Source organism: uncultured Sphingomonas sp. (assembly GCF_946477935.1).
Classification (GTDB): domain Bacteria; phylum Pseudomonadota; class Alphaproteobacteria; order Sphingomonadales; family Sphingomonadaceae; genus Sphingomonas.
Map to the genome: position 1 here is coordinate 1 of NZ_CAMLAC010000217.1, position 6,139 is coordinate 6,139.

6 protein-coding genes and 1 tRNA gene are annotated in these 6,139 nt (G+C 63.1%); 1 reads left to right on the forward strand and 6 read right to left on the reverse strand.

Translation table 11 applies throughout. The annotated features are described in order from the left end of the window. A partial coding sequence (locus Q0U08_RS16685; protein WP_298092731.1) for a sensor histidine kinase KdpD occupies positions 1-528 on the forward strand: 528 nt, incomplete at its 5' end. Positions 529-539: 11 nt separating this feature from the next. Here the strand turns inward: Q0U08_RS16685 and Q0U08_RS16690 are convergent. From Q0U08_RS16690 to Q0U08_RS16715, 6 genes are all read right to left on the reverse strand, one after another. Next, complete coding sequence (locus Q0U08_RS16690; RefSeq protein WP_298092732.1) at positions 540-1,079, reverse strand: ferritin-like domain-containing protein; 540 nt, start codon at positions 1,077-1,079, stop codon at positions 540-542. A 126-nt stretch (positions 1,080-1,205) separates the two neighbouring features. Next, positions 1,206-1,279 (reverse strand) — tRNA-Gly (locus Q0U08_RS16695). A 138-nt stretch (positions 1,280-1,417) separates the two neighbouring features. Next, complete coding sequence (locus Q0U08_RS16700) at positions 1,418-2,908, reverse strand: hypothetical protein (protein WP_298092733.1); 1,491 nt, start codon at positions 2,906-2,908, stop codon at positions 1,418-1,420. Between the two features lie 481 nt (positions 2,909-3,389). Further along, positions 3,390-4,499 carry a biotin carboxylase gene (locus Q0U08_RS16705; protein WP_298092734.1) on the reverse strand — a complete coding sequence of 370 codons (1,110 nt, stop codon included), beginning with the start codon at positions 4,497-4,499 and terminating at the stop codon, positions 3,390-3,392. Further along, positions 4,496-5,101, reverse strand: a complete 606-nt coding sequence (locus Q0U08_RS16710) for an alpha/beta hydrolase (RefSeq protein ID WP_298092735.1) — start codon at positions 5,099-5,101, stop codon at positions 4,496-4,498. The genes Q0U08_RS16705 and Q0U08_RS16710 overlap by 4 nt, the downstream gene beginning before the upstream one ends. 86 nt (positions 5,102-5,187) lie before the next feature. Next, on the reverse strand, positions 5,188-6,139 hold a 952-nt coding region (locus tag Q0U08_RS16715; protein ID WP_298092736.1), incomplete at its 5' end, for an AbrB family transcriptional regulator.

A 6,139-nucleotide genomic window follows, 5' to 3' on the forward strand; every position in this document is an offset into this window, starting at 1 on the left:
GACCGCCGCCGCTTCCTCGCCAACGCCTCCGCCGACGCCCACCGCCTCGCCCAGCTCATCACCCGCCTGCTCGACCTCGCCCAAGCCGACCTCACCACCGCCCACCCCCGCCAATCGACCGATATCCGACCGATTCTGCATCATCTGGTGGATGCGTTCACCGACGCCCGTTTCCGCGTGAGGCTCGATCTTTCCGAGAAAAACCTACCCATCGCCATCCCGGCGGCGGCATTGGAAACCGTCTTGTCCACGCTGCTGGAAAACAGCCGGCAGGCAGAGGCACGTCACGTGATTATCACACACGATTCCAATGAAATGACACTGGGTGTCACCGATGACGGGAATGGCATAGCACCCGGCGACCTCAGCCGCCTCTTCGACCCCTTCTTCACCACCCGCCGCGACGCGGGCGGCACCGGCCTCGGCCTCACCATCGCCCGCTCCCTCCTCGAAGCCCATGGCGGCACCATCACCACCACCAAAGCCGGACCAGGAACAACCTTCACGATCGCCCTGCCCCGGCTATAGTCAGACGTCCCTTAGACCTTCGCCTGGAACGACCCTTCCTCCGAATAGATCTGCACATAGCGCCGCGTAATGACGGGCAGATGCTCATCGATCCACTGCGCCATACGCTCCTCCTCACCCAGCGACTGCTTCAGCGCCGTATGCGTACCCCCAAACCCGCCATCATCGGCCAGCGTCAGCAGGGATTTGTAGCTGGCGATCTCGAAATGCTCGAACGCGTAATTGGCGAAGCTGTTCTTCAGTATCTCGTCCCCCGCCACGCTATGCGTGATCGCCGCCATGCTGCCACTCAGGCTCAGCGCCGTGTCCTTCAATGCGGAATGACTTTCGTCCAGCGAGGCCAGGATTTCTTCCAGGCGGCTGATCTGCCCGTGCGTTTCGTCAATATGCGCACGCAGCCGATCGGCCACCTCCGGATAGTTTGCGATCCGCTCCACCTGCGGTGTCATGATCGACAGCGCCTGCTTCTCGACCGCATGCGCATTGCGCAACCCGGTCACGAATATCGTGCGCAAGCCGTCGTTCGTTCGACTGTCAAAGGTACTCGCCATGATCACCGATCTCCTAGATTGACCGGCGATAAACCTATGAAAGTTCGACAGAGTTTCGAAAAAACTAGCTGATCCAGGTTTGGATCACCAATGGCCCACAGGCCTTATCCCACGTAAGGCACAGGCTGGAGCGGGTGAAGGGAATCGAACCCTCGTCGTAAGCTTGGGAAGCTTCTGCTCTACCATTGAGCTACACCCGCACATCAGCGAACGCTCGCTGACTGAACCGGTGGCTGAGTTCCGGTCCACGGCCTCCGTGCCACGGTTTGGACCGCATCGTCAACATGGATAAGATCGACTCTGCGCCAGCATGCGCCCGCGAGGGGTAAGGCACAAGATCACGACAGTTCCGCGCGAAGGCGGAAGCCGCGGGAACGCTGCCGTGCCATGTCCTTGGCCGCGCGCAGGCCCAGATAAAGCAGCACCACACCCAATTCCGGCGTCAGCATTTCACCGAACGGACGCCGATCGCTGATAGCGAGCAGCGGAAGGCACGTCAGGAAGACGAGCAAGGCCGTGACATGCGCCGGGAAATCCCGGCGGTCACCCCCGTAGCGATAGATGACATAGGGTATCCAGCGACCAATGGCATGGCTGATGCACAGCAGCGCACCGACCGGCCCGGTGGGCAGCAACAGTGCATAGCCCAGGGTCCGCTCGACCTGCAGCACCAGCATCGGCACGAAGCGCATGCTGGGTTGCAGGGCGTTGAACCAGATAAAGGTCGCGCGCGTAAGGCCGATCAGCAACATGGCGAATAGCCAGTTCCATGCGAACATCCGCAGATCGGCGAGCAGGCCGTCGCTGCCATCGACGCCAAGCCGGCCCAGTGTCTCCACCCCCGCGCCCAGACCGGCCAGCACCGTCCCGAAAACCCATGCCCATCCCGGACAGAAGTGCTTGCTGTACCGAGCGAACTCAGGGCTTACGACCGGCTTCGCCTCTTTGATAAGGCCGACGCGATCATTGTCGAAATAACCGATTTCATAGACAGCGAAGAACGCCAGAAGATAAAAGCCGAGCGCAACCGTAAATGGCAGGATCGTCGGACTGAACACCGCGAAGGCCAGCCACAATACGGCAAAATCATAACCAAGCAGCCCGTTGAGGAGGTAATTCTCCTTCGGACGTTTCACCTTGGACGTGTAGGCAAGCGGAATCATCGGGGTCAATCCGGCCTGCTCATACACGGCTTCGGGCCAACGGACGTAGAAGCCGTGCGCGCAGGCGCTGCACAGATCCTGATCGACGAAATTGTCGGTCACCACGATGCTTCGCGTCAGATCATCGGCGCCGATTGCACATTCCAGCGCATAGCCTTTGCCGATGGCGCGCAGACGCGGCGCATCGCGCAAGGAGGAGGCGACCACCACCTCCATGCCCGGATCGATCGCCGCTACGAGGGGCTTTACGATGAAGTCGAAACCATAGGTGGCGACGACGATGCGTTCGGGGCGAATGGCAGCGATGTCACGCAGCAGGCCTGCATTGACATGGGCGCGCCCGATCTTCGCGGCGTGGTTACGCCACGCGATCACGCTCCATGGTGAGACCAGCACCACGGCCCAGATGCGTATCCAGTCGCGATAATAGTCCGGATTCTGGCGCGAACAGAGCCGCCACGGCTTCAGCAGCCCCAGGATCTGCAGAACGACGGCGACAATGATGGAGGGTCGCGCAAAGCGAATAAACTCTTCCGTCGAGTTTCGCAGCCACAATGTTTCGTCAAAATCGAGTACGGCGTAAGCGGGCCGGAAGCCGATATCCTGTAGACGTTGAGCAAGGTCGGACTCGTCGGTCCAATCGGGCACGATAGCCGGCTTTGCCATGATCGACTTTCATTGAAGTGCGAACGATGTTCCTGCTTTTCCACAAAAGAAGCACAGGACATAATGCCCTATCCTGTTGCATCCTTCTCCTACGCGAACAACCTTCAAGCAATCACGGCAATATTTTGAAACAAAATCGGATTTTCATAATACCAAATAAAAGGATGATTTAGCCATTAAGTGTTACAATAATTTACGCTTCCTCCACGGACGCTATTCTATTGGGTAGAAGCGGATGAGGGTAAAGTTCGGTTTACGGAAGAATTTCTGTCATGTTCACATGGCGACGCCGCCGGATGACACCAAACTATGCGGCGGCCAGCGTTCCACGGTCATCGGGCAACGTCACCCGCCCGTCGCATCATGCCGACACGGATCGAGCATCGCAACGCAACCTGCGTATGGACGTAAACGACCAGCGGCGCTCGAGCAGGCCGGTTCGAAAGCCTACCCGTCGTCATTACCATAGTTGAACGCTGATCTACGCTACCCGACCGGACGAACGCCACCTGCCGTCCAGCATCGCAAGCAGAAGTTCGGGATAGCTCCATCCATCGGCGCGCGCCGCGATCGCCGACAGGCAGTCCTGATCGCTCCGCCCCGGCCGGCCGGGTCCGGTCATGTTCGGCTTCATGTTCAGATCGAACAGCCTGAAGCGTCCATCCCGCCCCTCGCGACAGTCGATCCGGATGGCTGCGCGGGCGTCGACCTGCTCGGCCGCAGCGACGCACGCTTCGATCATCGCCGCAACGGCCGGATCGCCCAGCCGGCTTGCAGCCATCGCCTCGCTGTTCGCCGTCACGGGAACATCGCCGTTATAAGGAGCAACGCCGCCCCGCTGATCGAAACGGCGTACCGGGCGAAGCGCCCAGTGTCGTGTCTTGCACGCGCCGTCCGGCCCCGGCGATGATGGCGGCATCACCGTGACGGTCACTTCTTCGCCCGCCAGATACTCCTCGACCATCAGAAGGTCGCCGAAGGTCGCCTTGTCAATCAGGTCGATCGCTGCCGCTTTCAGCGCGGCGAGATCGGTCACGCGGGTCACGCCCTGGCTACCGCGCCCACGAACCGGTTTGACGATCATCGGGAAGTCGAGCGCCTCCCGCGCGACGATCGCCTCCACGTCCGCCAGCGCATGCACGCCGTCGCGCGCCGCGCGCGACAGCAGGAAGGATCGTGCCACCGGCAACCCGGCGGCGGCCAGCATGCGGTTGGTGTCGAACTTGTCGTCATAGGCCTGCATCGCGGCCGGTAGCTGACCGACGATCGCGACCCGGTCGAGCACATGCTCCAGCGGGTGGCCTTCGAACAGCACCGTATTCGCCCACAGCGTGTCCGCACCTGCCGCGATGGCAGCGGCGATGCCCTCCGGGGTATCGGGGAACACCCAGTCGAGCGCGGTAGCCGGATCGGGCGATGCTCTGGGTACGACCACCCCCTGCCCCGCGTTCTTGAGCGCATAGGCGATATCGGCCCCGCCATCGGAATAGCCGCCGGGCTTCGCATCCTTGCGCAGTCCACCGATCACCGGCGGCGGCAGCGCTTGATACAGGATCGCCACGCTGGCAGGTGTCGGGGGGCGATCGGTCATACGGGCTTCCTCTTTGAACGGCTTGGCCGCTCCGTGCCGTTCTGAAGCCACCCGCGCAACAACATGGTGACCTCGCCCGGCCGTTCGATCGGCGCAAGGTGCCCGCAATGCTGCAGAATATGAAAGTCTGCGTGCCCGATCCGCTCAGCGAGGGCCGCCGCATCCTGGGGCAAGCAGATACGGTCGCGGTCACCCACGGCCACCAATGTCGCCACCCGTACCGCAGCGATCGCCGCGTCGAGATCGGGACGCTCCAGAAGGGCGCGTTGCTGGCGTTCGAAAACTTCCGTACCGACACGTTCCGCCATGGCCTGAACGGGGCCGCTGACGATCGGCGTCAACATCGGGTCGGCATGTGGCGCGGTGGCGAGCAACCCCTGCTCCCCCACCGTTCGCGCGCGCATTGCCATGCTCGCGCGTGTGGCGAACAGGGCGACCCGCTCTATTCGCTCGGGGGCCTGCCGGATCATCTCCAACGCCACATAACCGCCCAGGCTCACCCCTGCGACCGCCATCCGGGGCGGCGCATGCGCCAGCACACGCGCCGCCATGCCGGCCAGCGTGTCATCAACGGTCAGATCCCCCAGCTCGGGATGGGCCACGTCGCCCAGATCGAGGACTTGTCTGGCCCAGAGCTGCCCATCGCACCCCATGGCGGGAAGCAGGACCAGTGGCATCGGCTTTCGGATCATGACGGGGTCTCCGGACGGAATGCAAGCGGGGCGGCGATGAGAACAAGGGCGACGCGTGCCAGATGGGTGACGACGATGACGCCGGGTTCCAGCGCAAGACTGAGCGCCACCATGCTCATCTCGGCCAGCCCGCCGGGCGAGTAGGCAAGCGCGAGCAGCGCCACGTCGATGCCCGTCGCGCGTCCTATCGCAGCGGCGAAGGCAAAGGTCAGGATCAGGAGGATCAGCGTAGATCCCGCGGCGAGCGCCAGGATGCGCAGAAAGGCGCGCAGTTCCACCCCGGCAAAGCGGCAGCCGATGGTTGCGCCCAGTCCGACCTGCGCCGCGGCCAACAGCCAGGCCGGTACGCGAAAGTCGGTGATCCCGGTCGCGTGCAGGACGGCGCTGACCGCCAACGGGCCCATCAGGTGCCAGGCCGGCAGGCGCAACAATCGGCCGAGCGCCAACCCCAGCGCAAGGCTGATGCCGCCCCAAAGGAACAGCGCCGGCTCCGGCCATGGCGATGCTGCAGTAACGGGGGCGGCGGCGACGCTTGCCGGGGCATGAAAATGACGGATGACGAATGGCAGGATGAACACGACCAGGAAGATGCGCGCACCATGGATCAAGCCGATGGTACGTTCATCCGCGCCCCGCTCGGCTCCCATCACCACCATTTCGGCGATGCCCCCGGGCATCCCTGCAAAATACGCCGTCGCGGGGTCGAAACCTGCGATCCGCCGGAACCATAAGACGCAGAGCAGACCGGCAACCGCCAGAAACACGGGCAGCAGCAGCAGCGGCAACCACCATTCGCGGGCCAGCGCCAGCAGGCCGGGATGGAAGGAACTGCCCAGCACCACGCCGATGACCGCTGCCATCGGTCGCCGCGTGGCGCTGCCGGCGGCGACTGGCAGCCCAACGATGCTCGCCACCGCACACGCCGCCATCGATCCCAGCACCCAGGGC